Source organism: Proteiniphilum sp. (assembly GCF_040307845.1).
Lineage (GTDB): Bacteria > Bacteroidota > Bacteroidia > Bacteroidales > Dysgonomonadaceae > Proteiniphilum.
In genome coordinates, this window is the sequence record NZ_JAWRIS010000060.1 from 21,719 (window position 1) to 40,460 (window position 18,742).

The following is an 18,742-nucleotide window of genomic DNA, read 5'->3' on the forward strand; positions in this document are numbered from 1 at the left end:
ACCGGATTGGTTGTAGTTTTGTTGTTGCATACATAGTAAAACATAAAAGTTATGGCAGATTGTTGTGGTAATGGCTCTTATTCGGTAGCCATCATAAGGATATTGGCATCATCCATCCTGTTAATCATTGGTATAATCATGTCCGCAACCGGTATTTCCCTTTTTGAAAATCAGTGGATAAGGTTGTCATGGTACCTTGTTGCTTACCTGCCGGTTGGCGTTCCTGTGTTGAAAGAAGCCGGGGAAGCCATGCTGGGAAAGGATATTTTCAACGAATTCACCTTGATGGGTATCGCTACGATCGGCGCTTTCTTTATCGGTGAATACCCGGAAGGAGTAGCGGTTATGCTGTTCTATTCCATTGGGGAACTATTCCAGCAAAGAGCTGTCAACCGTGCTAAGCGGAATATTGGTACATTACTCGATATCCGTCCTGAAAAAACATCTGTGGTCAGGGGTGATGGCATTGAGACTGTTTTGTCGGAAGACGTAAGAGTAGGAGAGACTATCGAGGTAAAGGTAGGTGAGCGGGTTCCGTTGGACGGTATTGTGCTTTCCGATTCAGCTTCATTCAATACTTCGGCACTGACGGGAGAAAGTGTTCCCCGCAATATCAAAAGAGATGAAGAAGTACTGGCAGGTATGATCGCTACTGACAGTGTCTGCCGGATAAAGGTTACCCGACCGTTTGGGCAAAGTGCGCTTGCCCGCATTTTAGAACTCGTGCAAAATGCCACCGAACGGAAGGCCCCGGCTGAACAGTTTATCCGCAAATTCGCCCGTATCTATACCCCGGTTGTCACTGCATTGGCTGTACTGATTGTCGTATTGCCCTGGGTATGGTCGTTCATTGACGCTGGATTTGTATATCTGTTCAATGATTGGTTATATCGTGGATTGGTATTTCTGGTCATATCCTGCCCATGCGCGTTGGTGATCAGTATTCCATTGGGTTATTTCGGAGGGATCGGTGCAGCGTCTCGTCAGGGTATCCTGTTCAAAGGCAGTAATTATCTGGATGCCATTACAAAGATTAATACTGTAGTGATGGACAAGACCGGTACTTTGACAAAAGGGGTATTCAAAGTGCAGGATATCGTTCCCGTAGAAGGTATTCCGAAAGAGGAACTGCTCCATACCGTGGCTATGGTGGAAACGCAAAGCAACCACCCTATTGCCCGGGCCATTGTGTCTTCAATGCCCAAGAGCAATATCTACTTTGGGCAACCTGTGAATGTCAGGGAGGTTGCAGGACAAGGTGTTGAAGCTGAATTCGATGGGAAGAAGATACTCGTTGGAAATACAAAACTGTTATATGCCAATAGTATTGCTTTTCCCCCGGCAGTTGCAGATATCCCGGAGACTACAGTCTTATGCGCGATTGATAGCAAATATGCCGGGTATATTGTTGTGGCCGACGTGTTGAAGGACGATACGGAAGTGGCGATCGAGGCGTTGCACGCAGTCGGGATCAAGAATATAGTGATGCTTTCCGGTGATAAACAGGCTATCGTGTCGAAGCTGGCCGGAGAACTGGGTATTGATCGAGCTTACGGAGACCTGTTGCCTGAGGGGAAGGTAGAAAAACTTGAAGCACTTAGGGATGATCCATCCAATAAAGTGGCTTTTGTGGGAGATGGAATAAATGATGGCCCGGTGCTGGCCATGAGTGATGTGGGTATCGCAATGGGTGGTTTGGGAAGCGATGTCGCCATCGAAACGGCGGATGTGGTCATTCAGACTGACCAGCCATCTAAAATACCGACGGCGATCCGTATCGGCAAAACTACCCGGAGGATTGTAATTCAGAATATTTCTATGGCTTTTGGTGTCAAACTTATCGTGTTGATACTCGGAGCAGGAGGAATGGCCACTTTGTGGGAAGCGGTATTTGCAGATGTGGGTGTATCGTTACTGGCCATTTTCAACTCCATCCGCATCATGAGGAAGAAGTTTTAAGGTTATATTGTTTGTAGTTGGATTGCAATAGTTATATTTACATTTTATATTGGGTAAATAGTCTGCAATTTATGGATACGGAACATATAGAAAAAATACTTCATCACAGGGATATAAAGCCGACGGCCATCAGGATGCTGGCATTGAAGGCTATGCTTAGCCACAACTCCGCTTTTAGTCTTTCCGATCTGGAGGCTGAAATGGGAACAGTTGATAAATCCACATTATCCCGCACAATAAAGCTGTTTCATCAACACCATCTCATCCATAGCATCGACGATGGTTCCGGTTCCATAAAATATTCAGTTTGCCGTGATGATTGCCAGTGCTCCCTGGGCGACCTGCATGTGCATTTCCATTGTAACAAATGTGGTAACACCTATTGCATGGAAAGTATTTCTATCCCCGACATACCTTTACCCCGGCACTTTCGTCTTGAAAATGTCAATTTCGTGATGAAAGGTGTTTGCGCTCAATGTGTCCGGTAAGCGATATTGTCCGGATAATAAGCTATCGTCCAAAGGCAAAATAGGGTGACAACCGGTGCTTTCTCCCTTGCAACCAGTTGGAAACCATTTCCATTCCGGTGACGGAGAAAGTGATGCCATTACCTCCAAAACCACACACAAAATAGGAGTTTTTGAAATCGGCGTGTTCACCGATATAAGGTAGTCCGTCTTTGGTCTGGCCGAAAGTCCCTGCCCATGCAAAATCGGAATAGAATGCCTTGTCGGGAAACAATTTTTTGAAAGCTTTGATAAGCTTCTGTTCTTTTTGACCGATCAGGGCATCACGTTTGATTGGATTCCGAAACTCTTCGTCTTCACCGCCAACCAGAAAGCGCCCGTCATCCGAAGTACGCATGTATAGATAAGGATCGGCCGTATTCCAGATAAGCACGTCTTTATATTGTTGGTAGAGTTTTTCATCTACTTCCGAAATAATAGCATAGGTACTGAGCAAATCCACAAATTTCTCCTTGATCATGCCGGCAGCTTCGTAACCTACGCAATAGATTATTTTTTTTGCTTTGATGACTGCTCCGGTAGCAGTAGTACAGAGATTAAAGCCCTTTTTGTGATCTACACCCGTCAGTTCGGTTTTATCATAGATATCCAATCCTTTCTTGTGATTGTATTCCAGTAATTCATGTGCCAGGCAGAAAGCATCTATGCTTCCTCCCTGGGTGGAGAGAATACCACCGTATGTTCCATGTATGCCATATTTTTTTAGGATTTTTTCCCCGTCAAGCCATTTTCCTTCAAAGCCATCCTTGTTTCGTGTTTCAAGTTCCTTCTTAAGCCAATCCACATCCTTTTTAAAAGCGGCAAAATAGAGTGAATCTTTTTTCCTGAACCCGGCTTTTGATTTTATCCTGAAAGCAATTTCACCCAATTGGTCGATTGACTTGTAACATGCCTCGTAACTTGCAATGGCTCCTTTCTCTCCAATCAGTTCAATCAATTTATACAGAGGGGTATCGATTTCGAACTGGAGCATCGATGTAGTCGCGGAAGAACTTCCGGTGCATACCTCTCGCTTATCTATCAGTATAGTTTTGTATCCTTCTCCAACACATTGGTGCGCTATCAGGCTGCCGGTAATACCACCGCCAATTACCAGGACATCACATCCGGCATCGCTGTGGAGTGAGGGATAAGAGGCCAGTAATCCATTCTTTACCAGCCAGAACGGTTCGTTAGATTTTAAATCCATACTATCTTGATATTATATCCAAAACTGCACTAAATATAGTACTCCATCAGATCGATCAAACCGGCTTGCAATGCATACTTCGTCGCTTCATGTGCATTATTTACAGTCAGCTTCCGGAAAATGTTCCGGCGGTGAGTATTTACGGTATGAAAACTGAGGTGTTTCTCAAAAGCTATCTCTTTGGTGGTCTTTCCCAGGGCTATTTCCCGTAGGATATTTTTCTCTGAGGCGGTCAGAGTATCCGACTCTTTTTTCTGCGGATTGCTGTCCTTTAGTATTGACTCTGCGATATCGCACAGATAGGTTTCACCATAAGTGGCACAGATAACGGCGTCAAGTATATTTTGCAGCGAATTGTGCTTCATCACTACGCTGATACCGGTATCGATCAACAATATCTGACGAAGAAAATGATCCTCTAATTCTTCGGAAAACAAGATCCATGAGGATTGCTTTGCTCCCATCTTCATGTTTAAAAGTTGATTGACGGAAACAAAATCAAATAACGTATAATCCAATATTACAACCGACTCGGGATAGTTGCGCAGCCGTATTTGCAATTCGGCGCGGGTATGAGCCGTTTCCACGCGGTTTTTTATGTCCTGTGATCTCAGTACGGAAATAAGCCCTTCACGTGTAATATCCTGATTGTCGGCAATGATATAAGTATGCATTTTGTTGTCTGAATGAACAGACTACGAAGTTAAGCAAAAGTTTCAAAACATTCTTTATGGAAATACTGTTTTTGTATAAAAAGGCTATATTTGTAGAATATAAGATGCGCCTCAGACAAGCTCAAACAAATTTGGCTTACCCGTTCGGCTTTCATTGTATTTGCAGAATATAAAATGTGTTTCGGGGAGGTTCAAATCAATATAATGATGGAGTTTGACATAGAAAAGCTGATTGAAGAATGTGTGTTTACCGCTGTGAGAAGTAGTGGTAGTGGCGGACAGAATGTGAATAAAGTGGCATCGAAAGTGGTGCTCTCATTCGACGTAAATGGATCGGAAAATCTTACCGAACTTCAGAAACAACTCATCCTCAAAAAAATGTCCAACCGAATTAGTAAAAACGGAGTACTACAGATCAGCAGTGATTCCGAACGTACCCAATGGATCAATAAAAAAGCGGTGACCGGGAAATTCCGGCTTCTTATTCGCGAGGCTCTCAAGCCGGAAAGAAAACGGATCGCTACCAAACCCACATTCCAATCCGTACAAAAACGGTTGGACGATAAAAAACGGCAATCCGGAAAGAAACGCTTCCGCTCAGGAGATTTTGATGTGTAGGTTGTTGTATTTATAATGTAGATTTCCCGGCCGTGCTTAATGTATGCTAAAAGGTGAAAATATACTATATTTGTGGTATTGTGCTACCATATGGCTTATCCTACCTTTGTAGCGTCAAAACAACTTCAATATTTTTATTTACACATCGTATATTTTATTTAAAATAGTATCAATATGAGCAGTTATAAATTTGAAACCCTGCAGGTTCATGCAGGTCAAGAAGTAGACAAAACAACGCATTCACGTGCTTTACCCATATATCAGACCTCATCCTACGTATTTGAGGATGCAAAGGATGGTGCTGATCTCTTTGGTCTTCGAAAGTTCGGAAATATCTATACCCGTTTGCAGAATCCTACCACTGACGTTTTTGAAAAGCGTGTGGCTGCCCTGGAAGGCGGTGTGACCGGATTGGCGACTTCATCGGGGCAATCGGCACAATTCATCGCGCTGAACAATATCCTGGAGGTGGGCGATAATTTTGTATCTACGCCTTTCCTGTATGGAGGTACTTATAATCAATTCAAATCGCAATTCAAACGTTTAGGTATTGAAGTACGCTTTACGCCAAATGAAAATCCCGAAGAGTTTGAAAAACTGATCGACAACAATACCAAAGCCATTTATCTGGAGTCGGTCGGTAATCCTGAATTGAATATTCCTGATTTCGATGCCATTGCCGAAGTGGCCCATCGGCACGACATCCCACTGTTTGTAGATAATACATTCGGTGCGGGCGGTTATCTCTTCCGACCCATTGAACATGGTGCGGCGGTAGTGGTCGAGTCGGCTACCAAATGGATCGGTGGTCACGGAACATCCCTTGGCGGAGTGATTGTGGATAGCGGTAAATTCAATTGGGGAAACGGTAAATTTCCTTCTTTCACCCAACCGTCGGAAAGTTATCATGGATTGGTCTTCTGGGATGTATTCGGGGCTGACAGCCAGTTCGGCAACATTGCTTTCAATATCCGTGCGCGGGTAGAGGGATTGCGCGATTGGGGAAACACCATCAGTCCGTTCAATTCCTTCCTCCTGGTACAGGGATTGGAAACTCTCTCTCTTCGTCTCGAACGTCATGTGGAGAATACGCAGGCGCTGGCCGAATGGCTTGAACAGCATCCAAAGGTTGAATATGTGAATTATCCCGGGTTGAAGAGCAGCAAATACTATGCTCTGGCACAGAAATATTTCCCTAAGGGACCGGGAGCTGTGCTTACCTTTAAATTGAAAGGAGCACCGGAAGATGCCGATAAACTGATCGATAACGTGCAGTTGCTAAGTCATCTTGCCAATGTGGGAGATACCAAATCGCTCATCATCCACCCGGCGGCTACTACGCATGAGCAATTATCGCCTGAAGCCCAAAGGGCAAGTGGTGTTGAACCCGGATTGCTTCGTATTTCGGTCGGTATTGAAAATATTGACGATATAAAGGCTGATCTGCAACAGGCACTCGACAAGATTTAAAAGTATAATAAACATAGGAATGGCTGGTCAATAAAATGAATCAGCCATTTTCTTGGATAAGGGTCTTAAGATATAGGATGTACTTTTTTCTCTCAACTTTCGCTATATTTGTGTCTGCAAAAAATATGGTGTAATTCAATTTTAAAGATATGTGTTTTTTAGATATTGCAAAGAGCAGGTACACAACCAAAAAATATGACCCGAATGGGAAAATCGCTGATGAGATAATCGAAAAACTGAAAGAAATTCTGCGGTTAAGCCCTTCTTCTATAAATAGTCAACCCTGGAAATTCACTTTTATTTCGGATGTGAAAACGAAAAGTGAATTGTCGAAAGTGTCGTTTCATAACGAAGAGAAAGTCAATGACGCCAGCCATATTGTTGTTTTCAGCGTGATTGGAAATGTGGAGGATTTTGAGAACAGGAATCTTTCCCGTCTCCCCGAAAGATCCGGCTCTTATTACAACCGGATGGTGAAACCGAAGGGTGAGGCCGGAATTAAATCATGGTTATCTTGTCAGGTATATATTTCATTGGGCTTCTTTTTAAGCGCCTGTGCAAGTATGGGTATTGACTCCACGCCGATGGAAGGAGTTGAGACCGATGCCTATGACCGCATTTTACAACAGGATGAATATAAAACATTGTTTGCTGTTGCTATCGGTTACAGGGATAAGGAAGACGCCAACCAGCCATCAATCACTCCTAAATTCCGTCTGGAAAAAGAAAGGGTAATACGGACATTCTCATTAAATAAGCAGGGTTGACAAATATATGCCCGGAATAGAGATAAAAGTTTTTTTCCATTCTAAAATAGATATAAAATGAAAACAATCAGTCGAATTATGGTGCTCTTTGTCATGCTTTTTGTTCTATCCTGTTCTTCCAATAAGACAGATAATTCCAATAAGGTATTCTCTTATGCAGAATATGATTTTGATTTTTTACTCGCAGAATGGAATAGAACGAATGATGAGGATGGAAAAAAGACTTTTGAGAATTGGAAAAAGGAGAACGACTCAACCTATATCGGGGAGGGTTTTACTTTACAAGACGCTGATACTATTTGGAAAGAAAATATGATTTTGTCACCTGTGAATGGAACTTGGTATTTTCAGGTGAAAACCCCGGGTGATCAGGAATCAACCGATTTTAAAGTGATTGCTTATGAAAATAATTCTTTTACTTGTGAAAACAGGTTGAATGATTTTCCTAAAACGATCAGATACTGGAAAACGGATAATATGCTGAATGCTGAGATTGCAGATGATACAATAAAAATCCCGTTTATATTTGAAAAGTAATATGAAAGTACATTGCTTACAGCATGTACCCTTCGAAGGGTTGGGTTATATTGAGAGTTGGTTGGTGAAGAACAATCATTCCATTTCATATACCCGGTTTTATGGGGAAAGCTATCATTTACCCGATGCAAAAGATATAGATGTTTTGATTGTCATGGGTGGTCCAATGGGTGTCTATGATGAGAATCGTTTTTCCTGGTTAAAAGAGGAAAAGGTATTTATCAGGAACTGTATTCAATCCGGTAAAAAAGTATTGGGTATTTGTCTGGGTGCCCAACTTATAGCCGAATGCCTGGGTGTTAAAGTAGATAAGGCGGCGCATAAGGAAATCGGCTGGTTTCCTGTAATGTGTACGCAGGAAAGTAAGCAATTAGCTTGGTTTTATGGATTGTTCAAAGACAATCCGACCGTTTTTCATTGGCATGGCGACAGGTTTGAAATACCAAAGGACGGGCTCAATCTGCTTTCATCTGACGCCAATACCAATCAGGCGTTTTGTTATAATGAAAATGTGATAGGTTTGCAATTCCATCTGGAAGTAACCGGAGAAACCGTCAGTTTGATATCGGAGAACTGTGCGGATGAACTTCATGAAAGCCATTATATACAAACCGCAGAGCAGATAAAATCCGGCACAATGGTGTATGCAGAAAACTGTAATCGGATAATGGAGGGGATTTTACAGAACTTACTGAAAGGGAAGCGCGAACCAAGTAGGTCGTAGGATACGCCTGGCATCTTTACTATATCCTTATAATGAAAAGGTTAAATAAAATAGAGCCTGGTTAAGGAGCCTGAAAGGACGAACATTCATAAAGTAGGTCTTGTTTTATATATAGAGTTTTCAATGAAGGAGCTCTTTTAAAGACTATTGGTTATGGATGATTTAAGGTTTAAAGGAAAATGGAACGAGTTAAGAGGACGCGCTAAACAGGAATGGGCCGACCTGACAGATGATGATCTTCTTTATGAAGAAGGTAAAGAAGATGAATTGTATGGAAAAATCCAACAGAAAACCGGTAAAGCCAAAGATGAAATCCGTGATTGGTTTAATCAGCAGTTGGATAAGTTATAAATCAGGTACTTTACCATTAAAAATAATAGCTATGACAACATTTCAGGATTATAAATCATGTATCGATTCTTGCCTCGCCTGTGCAAGTGCGTGTAATTATTGTGCTTCTTCATGCACGAAAGAAGAAGATGTGAAAATGATGGCAAAATGTATCCAAACGGATATGGAATGCGCTGCAATATGTTATGCTGCCGCCCAGTTGATGAGTCTGGGCAGTGAGAAAGCGAAAGAAATATGCAGACTGTGTGCTGAAATATGCGACCAATGCGCTGAGGAGTGTGAGAAACACCCGCATGATCACTGTCGGAAATGTGCTGAAGCTTGCAGGAAATGTGCTGATGAATGTCGTAAAATGTCATCATTCCATTGATTTGTACGGCAGGGCACATGGTATTCCATTTAATAAACTGTATACATTTTTTAAGGAGAATTTGAAGTAAATAGTTAAATTTGTAGAGAAAAATCTTCATGGCAAGGCAGTCAGGCATAGACTGCCTTGTTAGTATATTGAAGATCAGTAACAATATAAATATGTGATACGATTAGATGAATAAGTTTAGTAATTTATTGGGGGCATTTCTGCTATTTTCAGCAGTAATAAACGGACAAAATCAACATAGGCCGGACACCATCGGCGTAAGTAACAGCTATGATCTGGATGAAGTAATCGTTACCGGATCACGGGTAGCTATTTCACGTGACGTGATGCCGGTGCCTGTAAGTATTGTAAGTCGCAACACACTGGAACAAAGTGGAGAAACCAATTTACTCCCTGCCTTGTCACGGCAGGTTCCCAGCCTTTTCGTGACTACACGGGGAATGGCGGGGTATGGAGTTTCCGGTGGAGCGGCAGGGGGAATCAGCCTGCGTGGTTTCTCCGGAGGGGCGGGTCGTGTACTGATCCTGATCGATGGACATCCCCAATATGCTACTATTTTTGGTCATCCCGTAGCCGATGCCTATATCGCTTCCGATGCACAACGTGTAGAGGTATCGCGTGGAGCGGCTTCGGTGCTATACGGTTCGAACGCTATGGGTGGTACAATCAATATTATTACCCGTAAGGCGTTGGCAGATGGCAACCGGTTAAATGTAAGGTTGATGGGTGGTTCTTACGGAACGCAGCGCTACTCCCTGACGGACAGTTACCGTAATGGTAAGTTTTCGGGAGTTGTTAGCGGTAACTACGAACGCACTGACGGACATCGTGTTAATTCTGAGTACGACTCATGGAGTGGATATGCAAAATTGGGATATGATCTATCCAACGAGTGGAAAGTAACCGGAAACATCAATATTGCCAAAGCCAACGGCCAAAACCCGGGGACTGTAACTCAACCCATGCTCGACGGAACAACCGACGTGCTACGGGGGATGTCCGGTTTATCCATCGAGAATAATTACGGCAAGACAAGCGGCGCTGTCAATTTCTACTATAACTGGGGAAATCACAAGATAAACGATGGACATTTTGAAGGGCAAAATCCGCAGGAATATCTTTTCCATTCAACCGACTATATGGGTGGAGTCAACATTTTCCAGTCGGTTGGACTGTTTAAGGGAAACACCATTACCGGAGGATTTGACCTGAAGCTATATGGTGGAAATGCTTATAGAAACCCTGAAACTGAAATCTACGCAGACCATATAAAACTGCACGAGGTAGCCGGATATCTGTTTAGTCACCAGGAACTCGGCCGTTTTTTACTGAATGCCGGATTACGTCTCGAAAATCATAAACTGTACGGGAACGAATGGGTTCCTCAGGCCGGTATATCATACAAAGCTGCACCGGAAACACATCTGAAACTGTCGGTTTCCAAAGGATTCAGGACGCCCAACATGAGGGAACTGTACATGTATGAACCGGCCAATGAGGAGTTGCTTCCTGAAAGAAGCATCAGTTATGATTTTACAGTGAGCCAGCGTTTATTGGAAAACCGCCTGTCGATGGAAATGAGCCTCTATTACATGGAAGGGGATAATATCGTAGAGGTTGTACAGGTAGACGGCCGACCGCAAAACCAGAATGTAGGTGAGTTTGCCAATAAGGGGATCGAGTTCAGCATGAATTACCGCATACTGGACAACCTGAATGTAAACTCCAATTATAGCTATCTGCATATGGACACACCCATCACCGGAGCACCCCGCAACAAGTTTTATGCCGGTGTGACTTATTCTCCGGGCAGATTCACGCTTGGCGCCGGAGCACAAGTTATAGGTCACCTTTATCTATCGACAGGAGAGAATGTCCAAACAACCAATTTCACGTTAGTGGATGCACGGGTTGATTACCGTGCGTTGGAATGGATGAAAATTTTTGTAAAAGGGGATAACCTGCTGGCGCAAAAATATGAGACCATGTTTGGCTTCCCGATGCCCCGTGCTACATTCATGGGAGGTATAAGCCTCGATTTATAAGGGTGAACCGTTCAAATCTGAGATAAAGCGGTTGGAAAAATTTTATTCCAGAGGATAAATAGATTTGAGGAGTTTTTCTGTCTTTCTTTTTGAATTGTAATAAATTGAAACTACATTTGTTACCATGAACCATAAGAAGATAATCCATATCGACATGGATGCCTTCTACGCATCCATTGAACAGCGCGATAATCCCGAACTTCGGGGTAAACCGGTTGCTGTGGGGTATGGTGAGAAACGGGGGGTGGTTGCCGCGGCGAGTTACGAAGCACGCAAATATGGTGTTCATTCGGCAATGGCTTCGGTAACGGCACTTCGAAAATGTCCTCACATTATCTTTGTCATGCCCCGATTCGATATCTATCGGAATGTGTCGAACCAGATCATGCAGATCTTCCTTGAATATACCGATAAAGTGGAACCGCTTTCTCTCGATGAGGCATTTCTCGATGTGACTGTGAACCATAGGGGACTCCGTTCCGCCACCATGATTGCAAAAGAGATCAAACTGAAGATATTTAACCGTATACGCCTCACAGCGTCAGCCGGTGTTTCCTATAACAAATTTCTGGCAAAGATTGCATCCGACTATAAAAAGCCGGACGGACTCTTTGTGATTGAACCGGATAAAGCGGAGGATTTTATAGATCAATTGCCGATAGGCAAGTTCTTTGGAGTGGGGAAAGTGACGGCAGCGAGAATGGCGGACCTCGGAATCAAAACCGGATACGACCTGAAACAGTGGAACGAAGTTGATTTGGTACGTGAGTTCGGGAAAGCCGGGATTGCCTATTATCATTTTGCGAGAGGAGTAGACGACAGGGAAGTGGAGTCGGAGAGAGTTCGTAAATCGTTGGGTGCCGAAGAGACTTTTCCGGAGGACCTGAATGAAATTGTGGATATGCTGGGCGCCCTCGATGAAATTGCCCGTGAAGTATCCCGAAGGGCTGAAAAGAGGAAATTTCTTGCCAAGACGCTCACACTGAAGATCAAGTATGCCGATTTCACGATCATTACCCGGAGCAGGACTGTGAACTATTATATCAAGACCTACCAGGAGTTGTTTGAATTAGGAAAAGAACTGCTGTTCCATGTAGATGACCTGGAAGAGAAAAAAATCCGGCTGATGGGACTCACCCTGAAAAACGCCGATGCCGACCAGGCTCACCTACCACTCGAAGCTGTCCAACTCTCGCTAGATTTTAAGGACTGATTCATTGTTAATTACTAATTACTAATTACCAATTACCAATTACTAATTACCAATTACTAATTACCAATTACTAATTACTAATTACCAGATCCCATACCCATATACCAATAGCCTATTATCCCTTACCTATTGGATTATCAGATACCCATTGGATCATCAGAAGCCAAATAATTCTGAAAGGAATGCTCCTGCTATGAGAAGGGCAATGAGTAGGATCGCGATGAAAACGATAAGTAGAAGGCTATAAAAGAACATCAATATTGTCCGTCTGAGAGTTTGCCACCAAGTTCCACGGAAAAGCTGCTTGTAATCCCAGACAAACAATGCAAATATACCTAAATTGGATATATTATATAAGCTGTTTACTTCAGCCTTCCCACGGATCAGCAAAAAAATAGAACTTATAAGCAGTACCTGGCAGGCAATATATGTTTGCACAAAAATATGTTCGGTGTAATTATAATGGCGGTTATAGGTCCGTTTACGAAAAGCCATACGGGTAGCCAAAGCGAAAAGGGGAAGCGTGAAAATGATACTGACCGCTTTGTTCCCATGTGCCCAGTTCTTTAAAATATCCCATACCCTTTGGATAAAAGAATTCTCCGACGGTTCTCTTTCATAAAGGTATGACAACTTGTTTTCAATATTATCTACGACCTTGTCTATTTCGTCAGGAGAGGTTTCTGTCTTACCGGTTTTATCTTCCTTGATGTCCAACTCCCTCTGTGGCTGATTTCTGACATCTTCTGTTTCCTGTTGTTTTGTCGGTTTACCAGCATCATTCTTCTTTAAGGCATCCGGATCGATAAACTGGACCATCAAGATATATACGGCTGCCAATACAAAAAGTGTCTGAAAAGGGCGGAAATAGCGGACACGTTTTCCCGCTATGAAATCATTGATCATGTAGCCCGGCCGGGATAACAGTTCGATTAATGTATATCCGAAACCGCGATCGATATTGCTTAATCCTCCTAATGCATGTAAAATACCTGAACGAAAGTTAAATCGTCGTGTATCTTTACTTTGGGCGCAATGGTTACAATAATTTCCGCTGAACGTATATCCACAGTTCTTGCAAAGAGTGGTCTCCTCCATGTTAGCCCCGGGTATTGAACGTCCTCTGATTCTTTTGATATGCAGCAACCTTTGGAACGCAATGCATTTCCGGAGTTGAAAGTTTATATGGCAAGTATTTTTCCAGACTTTCTGCGCAGGAGGAAGCAACAAATCGTTTAAATCAGTCAAGATAAGCCGGTGCGGAAAAGCACGAAGTTCTTCAGCTGTTGTCATTCCGGTCAGTATGCCGGCGAAGTCTATACCGGCCGCTTGTGCTGTTTCGGCATCGACTTCAGAGTCTCCGATGTACAATGTTTTCTCCGGAGTGCAATTCAATCGATCAAGTGCGAGGAATATACCTTCCGGCGAAGGTTTATGTGATTCTACGTCTTCACCCCCGATGATCACATCAAAAAAATCATTTGGAAAGTAATCTTTCAGGTAACTCTGTATCCTGAAATGAAATTTGGTAGAAACAATCCCGATCTTCACTCCTTGTTTCTTCAGTTTGGTCAGTACAGTTACAGTTTCAGGAAAAAGCACCGTATTGGCATTCATATGGATATCTGCCTCTACAGAATATTCTTTTTGCATGGAGGCCAACAGTTCCGGATCGGCTACCCCTGTAAGGATAGAGAACGATTCTTTTAACGTTTTCCCGATCGTACGTTTGATTGCTTCGTCGGTGATACCTGTAAATTGGCGACGGTCAAGGACATTCCTGAAACATGTAACAATTCCCCGTGATGAATCGGCTAACGTGTAATCGAAATCAAACAAATAGGCAGTGTAGTTCATTGAATGCAATTTTTGGCAAAGATAACCTCTACTAAACGATTTTATCCAATCATTGTTGAACAAAATTTATTTTTGTTCATTAGAAATATTTATTTCCGGTGCTGTAGTGTCCATTCTAAAGTGGAGAGTTGAGTTTCGGATAATAGGCGATATTTTGATTTTTCGTTGACTATCCTGGTATTTTACAGTAAAAAGTTCCCGGGTTTCTTAGCCTGAATTCCTTTGTAGCGGGATTTGATTTCTTGGATATCCTTTTCATAATCGCCTGACGGATAAATAAGGCCAAGGGAGATGGCTTCCTTTTTACCGTAATCAAGACCGACCAATAATATCGGAACTCCAGCCTTGAAGGCAATGTAGTAAAATCCCCGTTTCCATTCCTGTACCGGCTTACGGGTGCCTTCGGGGGTGATAGCCAGTTGCATCTGATTGCGCCGGTTGAACTCGGCGGCAAGAGAGTCGGTGAGTGAGGAATTCTTTTCGCGGGTTACGGGAATACCTCCCAGACTTTTAAAAAACAGGTTGAAAGGGAATACGAACCATTCCGCCTTGATCAGGAAATTGGCCGTCCTGCCGATAGAAGCATAGGCCAGCTTCGCGATCAGGAAATCCCAGTTACTGGTATGAGGCGCCACGGCAATCACGCATTTGGAGAGAACAGGAAATTCGCCTCTGACACGCCAGCCGAGGATTTTATTGTAGATAAATTTGCTGATCTTCCCCATTCTCTCTGTTGTTTCTTGATTTTGATTCTTTTATTCTTGGAACTCTTTTGAAGGATTGTCCGGTTCTTCTCTTTGTGATGTTGAAACCCAGTATTAACGTAACTTCCGGCTTAAAGATCGTTTTGCAACTGTTCCCAGTGGTGCATTGTCTGGTCTAACCGAGCTTTGGTGTCCAGGTACTTTTGCAGTAAATCCATATCCGATGCACCTTCGGGAGTAGATAATGTCGCTTCCATCTCTGATATCTTCTTTTCAAGTAACTCGATTTTATTTTCGGCTTCTTCAATCTGCTTCTCTAACTTACGCTGCTTCCTGTTCAGTTCTTTTTGCTCCTGGTAGCTAAGTTTGTTTTCTGAAGGTTCCTCCTGTTTCTTTTCCACTTTTTTGTTTTCCTCTTTGGATGTAGAAGTTGTGGGAAATTCCAGTTGTTGCAGGTTTTCCAGCTTTTTCTTGTCCAAAAAATCGTAGATACCTCCGAGGTGTTCTTTCACTTCTCCACCGCCAAATTCATAGACTTTGCTGACCAACCCGTTCAGGAAATCACGGTCGTGCGATACGATAATGGCTGTCCCGTCGAATTCACTGATTGCCTTTTTCAGTACTTCCTTTGATGCAATGTCGAGGTGATTGGTCGGTTCATCCAGGATAAGCAGGTTGACCGGTCCCAGGAGCAACCGGATCATCGCCAGCCGGCTTCGTTCACCGCCGGACAGTACTTTCACCTTTTTCTCCGATGCTTCACCTCCAAACATAAATGCACCCAGAATATCGCGTATTCTTGTGCGGACATCACCTGCGGCCACATAATCGATGGTGTCGAATACCGTCAACTCTTCATCCAGCAATTGCGCCTGGTTCTGGGCAAAATAACCGATTTTTACGTTATGTCCCAATTCCAGTTTTCCTTCATGATCGATCTCGTGCATGATACACTTCACGAGGGTGGATTTCCCTTCGCCGTTCTTCCCTACGAAGGCTACTTTTTCACCTCGCTCGATAGTGAGAGTGACATCTTTAAAGATAAGGTGATCACCATAACTCTTCGACACATTCTCCATGATGATGGGGTAGGAGCCGGAGCGCGGTGCAGGGGGGAATTTCAGGTTGAGCCGAGAGTTATCCACTTCGTCTACCTCAATCCGCTCTATTTTCTCCAGTTGTTTGATACGCGACTGTACCTGGTTCGATTTGGTCGCTTTGTACCGGAACCGTTCTATGAATTCTTCGGTATCCTTGATTTGCTTTTGCTGGTTTTCATAGGCCCTTTGCTGTTGTTCACGTCTCTCCCGGCGCAATTCCAGATACTTGGAGTAGTTTACCTTATAGTCGTGGGCACTGCCCAGAACGATCTCAATGGTGCGGTTGGTCACCGCATCCAGAAAGGCCCGGTCGTGCGATACCAGCATCACGGCATTGGAATGGGTGGTAAGAAAATACTCCAACCATTGGATCGACTCTATATCGAGGTGGTTGGTCGGTTCGTCGAGCAGCAGGACATCCGGTGCCTGCAATAATATCTTTGCCAGTTCGATACGCATGCGCCAGCCACCGCTGAACTCACGGGTCGGCCGGTCGAAATCGCTCCGCAGAAACCCCAGTCCCATCAACGTCTTTTCCACTTCGGCCTCGAAATTGTGGATTCCCGACATTTGTAACAACTCCTGGAGGTCGGTTGCCCGTTCAATCACAGCCTGATAGGCCTCTGACTCGTAATCCGTACGCTCTGCCATTTCGGTGTGAAGCTCTTCCAACTCCTTTTCCATCTTTTGAAGATGGTCGAATGCAAGCGCAGCTTCTTCACGTACGGTATGGTTGTCACTCAGTTTCATCTGCTGGGGCAGGTAACCGATGGAGACGCCTTTGGGGAGGGATACAACTCCACCGGTAGGTTGTTGCAGGCCTGCCATAATCTTCAGCAGGGTCGATTTTCCCGCGCCGTTCTTACCGGCGAGGGCAACCCGTTCGTTTCTGTTCAGGACGAATGATATCCGGTCGAGCAATGTGAAACCGCCAAACTCAACGGTTACGTTCTCTATACTGAGCATTTAGTTGTTATTTACAGTTACGTCGTTGGCGACTAAAGCGAAGTCCTTTAGATGTTTTACGGGAATCCATAGCTCGAAATGAGCATTAAAAGAGGAGTTGTTTGAGCAAAGCGAGTTCTGCTCTTTTAGCGAATGCGAGCTGAAATGGGTCGTAAAACATCGTCAGACGGAAGATTTAGTCGTCAATGATGCATGTGTATTAATTTTACTGATAATCTCTTGCAGGGTAACGGGATTTTGTTCTCCGGTCTCCATATTCTTCAGTGTGATCTTTTTCTCTTTTATTTCGTTTTCACCTACGATGGCGACGAAGGGGATATGATTACTGTCGGCATACGACATCTGTTTCTTCATTTTGGCCGCATCGGGATAGAGTTCGCAACGGATACCGCCACTTCTCAGTTGTTGCATCAACGGAAGAAGGTAAGCAGCTTCTGTTTCACCGAAATTGACGAACAGCAGGTCGGTCGTATGTACGAAATCTTTCGGAAAAAGGTTGAGTTGGTTCAATACGTCATAAATACGGTCGGCGCCAAATGATATACCTACACCGGAAACGCCGGGCAGTCCAAAGATGCCGGTCAGGTTATCATATCTGCCACCGCCGGTGATGCTTCCGATTTCCACATCGAGAGCCTTCACTTCGATGATGGCACCTGTGTAATAGTTGAGTCCCCGAGCCAATGTAAGATCGAGTGTCAACTCATTTTCCAGTGAAAGCAAATCGGCTTTGTCGAAGATATATTCGAGTTCTTCCACGCCCTTCAATCCGATGGTCGAGGATGCCAACACCTCTTTCAGCTTTGCCAATTTTTCGCGGGTAGTGCCGCTTAGTAAAAGGATGGGTTGCAGTTTTTCTATCGCCTTCTGGCTGATTCCTTTCGATGCCAATTCTTCATTTACTTTTTCCGTCCCGATCTTGTCGAGTTTGTCGATAGCCACGGTGATATCGGTGATCTTGTCGGCTTCACCGATAATTTCAGCAATGCCGGAAAGAATCTTGCGATTGTTCAACTTTACCGAAACACGGATGCCAAATTGCGAAAAAACTCTGTCGATAATCTGGATCAGTTCCACCTCGTTAAGTAATGAGTCCGATCCCACGATGTCGGCATCGCACTGGAAAAACTCGCGGTAACGCCCTTTCTGTGGACGGTCCGCACGCCACACCGGTTGTATTTGGTAGCGTTTGAAGGGGAAAGTGATGTCGTTGCGATGCATCACCACGTAGCGGGCGAAGGGTACGGTAAGGTCATACCGGAGTCCCTTCTCTGAGATTTTGTTGGCTGTCTTTGCGGAATTCCCTTCGTGGACGTCCTCCACACTCATATCACCTAAGAAATGGCCCGAGTTGAGTATCTTGAAAAGCAGTTTATCACCCTCTTCGCCATATTTTCCCATCAGGGTGGAGAGGTTCTCCATTGCCGGGGTTTCGATCTGGCGAAAGCCGTAGAGGCGATACACCTCTTTGATCGTATCAAAAATATAATTCCGCTTCGCCGTCTCTTCGGGCGAAAAATCTCTGGTCCCCTTGGGTATGGAAGGTTTTTGCATTGTTCTCTTGATCTTTATTTTGAGGTGCAAAGATAATTAAATTAAAAATGAAGAGTGAAAAATTAAGAATTATCCAATTTCCAACTCTTCATTCTTTACTTTTAGTTT

17 protein-coding genes and 1 pseudogene are annotated in these 18,742 nt (G+C 43.8%); 11 read left to right on the top strand and 7 right to left on the bottom strand.

What is annotated here, in order from left to right:
* Positions 1-51 precede the first annotated feature (51 nt).
* Both ABV001_RS14460 and ABV001_RS14465 read left to right on the top strand, forming a co-directional pair.
* Positions 52-1,959: a heavy metal translocating P-type ATPase gene (locus ABV001_RS14460; protein ID WP_352423474.1), complete on the top strand. Its 1,908-nt coding sequence runs from the start codon at positions 52-54 to the stop codon at positions 1,957-1,959.
* Between the two features lie 71 nt (positions 1,960-2,030).
* Positions 2,031-2,447 (top strand): Fur family transcriptional regulator, encoded by a 417-nt coding sequence (locus ABV001_RS14465; protein WP_352423475.1) that lies wholly within the window; start codon positions 2,031-2,033, stop codon positions 2,445-2,447.
* A gap of 22 nt (positions 2,448-2,469) precedes the next feature.
* Here ABV001_RS14465 and ABV001_RS14470 read toward each other — a convergent pair whose 3' ends face one another.
* Entirely contained in the window at positions 2,470-3,675 is a 1,206-nt protein-coding gene (locus tag ABV001_RS14470) for an NAD(P)/FAD-dependent oxidoreductase (RefSeq protein WP_352423476.1), read from the bottom strand.
* 29 nt (positions 3,676-3,704) lie between these two features.
* On the bottom strand, positions 3,705-4,349 hold the full coding sequence (locus tag ABV001_RS14475) for a helix-turn-helix transcriptional regulator (protein ID WP_352423477.1): 645 nt from the start codon (positions 4,347-4,349) through the stop codon (positions 3,705-3,707).
* A gap of 204 nt (positions 4,350-4,553) precedes the next feature.
* Here ABV001_RS14475 and arfB point away from each other — a divergent pair, with 204 nt between their 5' ends.
* From arfB to dinB, 9 genes are all read left to right on the top strand, one after another.
* Entirely contained in the window at positions 4,554-4,967 is a 414-nt protein-coding gene (gene arfB / locus ABV001_RS14480; RefSeq protein ID WP_352423478.1) for an alternative ribosome rescue aminoacyl-tRNA hydrolase ArfB, read from the top strand.
* 174 nt (positions 4,968-5,141) lie between these two features.
* Positions 5,142-6,437 carry an O-acetylhomoserine aminocarboxypropyltransferase/cysteine synthase family protein gene (locus tag ABV001_RS14485; protein WP_352423479.1) on the top strand — a complete coding sequence of 432 codons (1,296 nt, stop codon included), beginning with the start codon at positions 5,142-5,144 and terminating at the stop codon, positions 6,435-6,437.
* A gap of 149 nt (positions 6,438-6,586) precedes the next feature.
* A complete protein-coding gene (locus tag ABV001_RS14490) occupies positions 6,587-7,204 on the top strand; it encodes an NAD(P)H-dependent oxidoreductase (protein WP_352423480.1) in 618 nt (205 codons plus the stop codon).
* Positions 7,205-7,261: 57 nt separating this feature from the next.
* Positions 7,262-7,741 (top strand): DUF6265 family protein, encoded by a 480-nt coding sequence (locus ABV001_RS14495; RefSeq protein WP_352423481.1) that lies wholly within the window; start codon positions 7,262-7,264, stop codon positions 7,739-7,741.
* Position 7,742: 1 nt separating this feature from the next.
* Entirely contained in the window at positions 7,743-8,465 is a 723-nt protein-coding gene (locus ABV001_RS14500) for a type 1 glutamine amidotransferase (protein ID WP_352423482.1), read from the top strand.
* Positions 8,466-8,618: 153 nt separating this feature from the next.
* The gene (locus ABV001_RS14505; protein ID WP_352423483.1) at positions 8,619-8,816 is read left to right on the top strand and encodes a CsbD family protein; all 198 of its coding nucleotides are present in this window, start codon (positions 8,619-8,621) and stop codon (positions 8,814-8,816) included.
* 31 nt (positions 8,817-8,847) lie between these two features.
* Positions 8,848-9,186: a four-helix bundle copper-binding protein gene (locus ABV001_RS17295; protein WP_502929901.1), complete on the top strand. Its 339-nt coding sequence runs from the start codon at positions 8,848-8,850 to the stop codon at positions 9,184-9,186.
* A gap of 176 nt (positions 9,187-9,362) precedes the next feature.
* The gene (locus ABV001_RS14515) at positions 9,363-11,240 is read left to right on the top strand and encodes a TonB-dependent receptor (protein ID WP_352423484.1); all 1,878 of its coding nucleotides are present in this window, start codon (positions 9,363-9,365) and stop codon (positions 11,238-11,240) included.
* A 124-nt stretch (positions 11,241-11,364) separates the two neighbouring features.
* Positions 11,365-12,453: a DNA polymerase IV gene (gene dinB, locus ABV001_RS14520; protein WP_352423485.1), complete on the top strand. Its 1,089-nt coding sequence runs from the start codon at positions 11,365-11,367 to the stop codon at positions 12,451-12,453.
* 156 nt (positions 12,454-12,609) lie between these two features.
* Here dinB and ABV001_RS17300 read toward each other — a convergent pair whose 3' ends face one another.
* From ABV001_RS17300 to hisS, 5 genes and pseudogenes are all read right to left on the bottom strand, one after another.
* Complete coding sequence (locus ABV001_RS17300; RefSeq protein WP_502929903.1) at positions 12,610-13,551, bottom strand: DUF3667 domain-containing protein; 942 nt, start codon at positions 13,549-13,551, stop codon at positions 12,610-12,612.
* Positions 13,552-13,677: 126 nt separating this feature from the next.
* Positions 13,678-14,310, bottom strand: a pseudogene (locus ABV001_RS17305) (HAD-IA family hydrolase); the annotation flags it as partial.
* Positions 14,311-14,492: 182 nt separating this feature from the next.
* On the bottom strand, positions 14,493-15,035 hold the full coding sequence (locus tag ABV001_RS14530) for a 1-acyl-sn-glycerol-3-phosphate acyltransferase (protein ID WP_352423487.1): 543 nt from the start codon (positions 15,033-15,035) through the stop codon (positions 14,493-14,495).
* A 110-nt stretch (positions 15,036-15,145) separates the two neighbouring features.
* Positions 15,146-17,080: an ABC-F family ATP-binding cassette domain-containing protein gene (locus ABV001_RS14535; RefSeq protein WP_352423488.1), complete on the bottom strand. Its 1,935-nt coding sequence runs from the start codon at positions 17,078-17,080 to the stop codon at positions 15,146-15,148.
* 162 nt (positions 17,081-17,242) lie between these two features.
* Positions 17,243-18,634 carry a histidine--tRNA ligase gene (gene hisS, locus ABV001_RS14540; protein ID WP_352423489.1) on the bottom strand — a complete coding sequence of 464 codons (1,392 nt, stop codon included), beginning with the start codon at positions 18,632-18,634 and terminating at the stop codon, positions 17,243-17,245.
* Between the last annotated feature and the right edge of the window lie 108 nt (positions 18,635-18,742).

Excerpts from the sequence above, each read along its gene's own strand:
- ABV001_RS14460 (WP_352423474.1), top strand. The coding sequence starts at position 52 with ATGGCAGATTGTTGTGGTAATGGCTCTTATTCGGTAGCCATCATAAGG.
- ABV001_RS14465 (WP_352423475.1), top strand. The coding sequence starts at position 2,031 with ATGGATACGGAACATATAGAAAAAATACTTCATCACAGGGATATAAAG.
- ABV001_RS14470 (WP_352423476.1), bottom strand. The coding sequence starts at position 3,675 with ATGGATTTAAAATCTAACGAACCGTTCTGGCTGGTAAAGAATGGATTA.
- ABV001_RS14475 (WP_352423477.1), bottom strand. The coding sequence starts at position 4,349 with ATGCATACTTATATCATTGCCGACAATCAGGATATTACACGTGAAGGG.
- arfB (WP_352423478.1), top strand. The coding sequence starts at position 4,554 with ATGATGGAGTTTGACATAGAAAAGCTGATTGAAGAATGTGTGTTTACC.
- ABV001_RS14485 (WP_352423479.1), top strand. The coding sequence starts at position 5,142 with ATGAGCAGTTATAAATTTGAAACCCTGCAGGTTCATGCAGGTCAAGAA.
- ABV001_RS14490 (WP_352423480.1), top strand. The coding sequence starts at position 6,587 with ATGTGTTTTTTAGATATTGCAAAGAGCAGGTACACAACCAAAAAATAT.
- ABV001_RS14495 (WP_352423481.1), top strand. The coding sequence starts at position 7,262 with ATGAAAACAATCAGTCGAATTATGGTGCTCTTTGTCATGCTTTTTGTT.
- ABV001_RS14500 (WP_352423482.1), top strand. The coding sequence starts at position 7,743 with ATGAAAGTACATTGCTTACAGCATGTACCCTTCGAAGGGTTGGGTTAT.
- ABV001_RS14505 (WP_352423483.1), top strand. The coding sequence starts at position 8,619 with ATGGATGATTTAAGGTTTAAAGGAAAATGGAACGAGTTAAGAGGACGC.
- ABV001_RS17295 (WP_502929901.1), top strand. The coding sequence starts at position 8,848 with ATGACAACATTTCAGGATTATAAATCATGTATCGATTCTTGCCTCGCC.
- ABV001_RS14515 (WP_352423484.1), top strand. The coding sequence starts at position 9,363 with ATGAATAAGTTTAGTAATTTATTGGGGGCATTTCTGCTATTTTCAGCA.
- dinB (WP_352423485.1), top strand. The coding sequence starts at position 11,365 with ATGAACCATAAGAAGATAATCCATATCGACATGGATGCCTTCTACGCA.
- ABV001_RS17300 (WP_502929903.1), bottom strand. The coding sequence starts at position 13,551 with ATGGAGGAGACCACTCTTTGCAAGAACTGTGGATATACGTTCAGCGGA.
- ABV001_RS14530 (WP_352423487.1), bottom strand. The coding sequence starts at position 15,035 with ATGGGGAAGATCAGCAAATTTATCTACAATAAAATCCTCGGCTGGCGT.
- ABV001_RS14535 (WP_352423488.1), bottom strand. The coding sequence starts at position 17,080 with ATGCTCAGTATAGAGAACGTAACCGTTGAGTTTGGCGGTTTCACATTG.
- hisS (WP_352423489.1), bottom strand. The coding sequence starts at position 18,634 with ATGCAAAAACCTTCCATACCCAAGGGGACCAGAGATTTTTCGCCCGAA.